Annotated in this window: 3 protein-coding genes; all 3 read left to right on the forward strand. The window is 28.3% G+C overall.

Going from position 1 to position 2,696, the window contains the following annotated elements; genetic code table 11:
- Positions 1–1,303 precede the first annotated feature (1,303 nt).
- Positions 1,304–1,714 carry a hypothetical protein gene (locus tag CLTEP_RS13680; RefSeq protein ID WP_066827621.1) on the forward strand — a complete coding sequence of 137 codons (411 nt, stop codon included), beginning with the start codon at positions 1,304–1,306 and terminating at the stop codon, positions 1,712–1,714.
- A gap of 25 nt (positions 1,715–1,739) precedes the next feature.
- Positions 1,740–2,348, forward strand: a complete 609-nt coding sequence (locus CLTEP_RS15405; protein ID WP_066827623.1) for a hypothetical protein — start codon at positions 1,740–1,742, stop codon at positions 2,346–2,348.
- A 2-nt stretch (positions 2,349–2,350) separates the two neighbouring features.
- A partial coding sequence (locus CLTEP_RS15410; protein WP_242863955.1) for an IS200/IS605 family accessory protein TnpB-related protein occupies positions 2,351–2,696 on the forward strand: 346 nt, incomplete at its 3' end.

The raw sequence follows: 2,696 nt of genomic DNA on the forward strand, positions 1-2,696 counted from the left end.
ATTGCCTAAGTACACCTAGTAGGAAAGGCTTAGGTGATTAAAATATTTTGAGGAATGGGTAACTCCCATAATCTTGTAGGACTCTATTGGGATAATTGAACAATAGTGGCAAGACGAGATTTAGCAATGCTATCCTAGTGGTTGAATCCTGTGATACCACCATCTTATTAGTCCAGTAAGGTGAAAAATTTAGACAGGTAATATTGTCTAAATTTTAGAAATCAGGTTGAGCTATAGTTATATTAATTATGTATAATTATGAAGAGAGCAAAGGGTAATGCGAGTGTTAGAAAGAGCATTTTCAGAAAAATATATGACTTTGAATTTATTAGATATTTAGGTGTTGGGGTAATAATAAATAAAGCATTTGTTCAGTAGGTACTATTTATAAATATGATTCATTTTATTAAATTTGAAATAAGGGTGAAAAGGATGAAGTTATCAAAAGTATTATTGGTAATTAGTGGTTCAATGTTTGTGATTGCAGTTCTTTTTTTTTGTATATGCATTAAATCATCCAGAAGGATTCATTAATATTCCCGTAATAGGAATTAAAAGATTGTATCTTATATATATTTTAGTAATGATATTACTTTTTGTTGTATCAAAATTATTGAAATATAATAGTTTATAGGAGTACTGAAATCGTAAAGAGGAGTTAGATAGTTTACTAGATGTAATTTATATACTAACGGATAGTAAGGAAGATACGAAGAAAGGCAGGAGTAACAGTAAGACTTCAAGTAATAATTCTAGCAGTAATTATATAAGAAATTTTTTTATTTTGTGTCGTAAAATTCTACCAAAGAAATTATTTACGAATTTGTAATGAAGGGGTAGAATGATAACTGTAGACAATCATTTATGTTTACATTAGTACTAGCTATGTGAACTACTCGCCACTTACTTCGTTGAAGTGGGAGCTTCTTGGTCAATAGCACCAACGTGCCAAGTTTACCCAAGCTCAAAAGGTCGCACTGACCTCGATATAATACCAGTTTTATTTCTTGGCAAGAAACCACCGTCTTAGACGATTGTAATCGTTCGGACTGCATCAACGTCAAGGCTTGGTTTTCGCTCTTTTGGTGCAGGGCGTGTGCTTGAATATTTTACGTGGTAAAGCTTTTTCTTACCACAACCTTACCTTATATATTCAGTTTTATAAGAATTTTTATATTTTCATTATATCAAGTGGAGTGTATTTTTTAAAGGGCATTGAACCCTTTCAAAAATGGTGTTATCCATCTCACACTTATAGAAGATGGGAGACTTTCACACAAAATGTTAAAGGAGTGAAATTATCGTGAAGAAAAAATATTTGATCATAACTATATCACTATTAATTCTATTAAGTATTATTGTAATTTATAGAAATTTAAGAATACCAAATGGACTTAATATAACTATAAATAATAAAACTAAGGTTAATATTGAAAATATGTATTTATCATATAATGGTTCAAAAGATATTAAAATACCAAATATTAGGGCTAATGATAAGTATAAAATTAATATTAAAAATACTCAATTTAATGAAGGGCAATTAACTCTTTATTATTACGATAAGCATAAGTTGAAAATAGAAGAAGTATTAATAGGATATTTTGAAGAACATGATACATTTATAGTCGATGTAAATGTTTTAGCTATTACTGAGGACAAACATTTAAAGTTACAAGTCCACAGTAATCAAAAATATTTAAATATAAAATAAATTAATTTATGGGAGCAAAGTATTAATGAAAACAACAATGAGAGCAATATTGATAAATCTAAACGACAAACAGAAATCAATAATTGATAATATGATGTTAGTATTTTGTACTGCAATAAGGTTTTCTTTCAAAAGACTTCTTGAAGGTGAAATAAAAAAAGGTGAATTAGAAAAAATAGTAGCTCATAAATATAATTTAAATATACGTCAAGCTAAAGATGCCGTTGAGAGTGCAAGACAGACAATAGTTTCTCAGAGAGAATTACTCAAAGAGAATAGAGATAATTATAAAAAGAAAGTTAATGTTATTGAAAAACAGTTAAAAAATGATAAATTATCTCAAAATAAAAGGAATGCTTTAAAAAGTAAGCTCGATAAAAGAAAAAGAAGATTAGCCTATTTTCAAAAACATATTGATAATAAGACTATTCTACCTATTACATTTGGTACTAAAAAAATGTTCATTAAAAGATGTAAAGGATTAATTAGTAATGAAGAATGGAAAAATTGTAGAAATAATAGGCTCTATTCTAGGGGTGATAAAACTAAAAAAGGTAACCCTAATTTAAGAGTAGTTATTAACAGTGGTATGAGTTTTCTAGAAATATCTATACTGGAAAAAACTAAGCTTTAACCATGATTGATAATAAGGGTAACTATAAATGGCATACTTATTTGAAACAAAGCGAGTTACTATATGCTAGGGGTAATAGACGTGAAAACCTATGTGGTGAACTTGCAAAACAAATTGTATTAATAGCTAAAACTTATGGTTGTGGTATTGCTATTGAAGATTTAAAATTTAAAAACGACAAAGACGTAGGAAGTAAATTTGCAAGAATTAAACATGGATTCATATATAGTAAGTTACTAACTATGCTTGAATCAGCATGTATACGTGAAGGTATTGAGATAATCAAGGTTAAGCCACAATTTACAAGTAAGATAGGTTTGTATAAATACTGTCATCAATATGGAATGG

This window comes from Clostridium tepidiprofundi DSM 19306, assembly GCF_001594005.1.
GTDB lineage: Bacteria > Bacillota > Clostridia > Clostridiales > Clostridiaceae > Clostridium_AC > Clostridium_AC tepidiprofundi.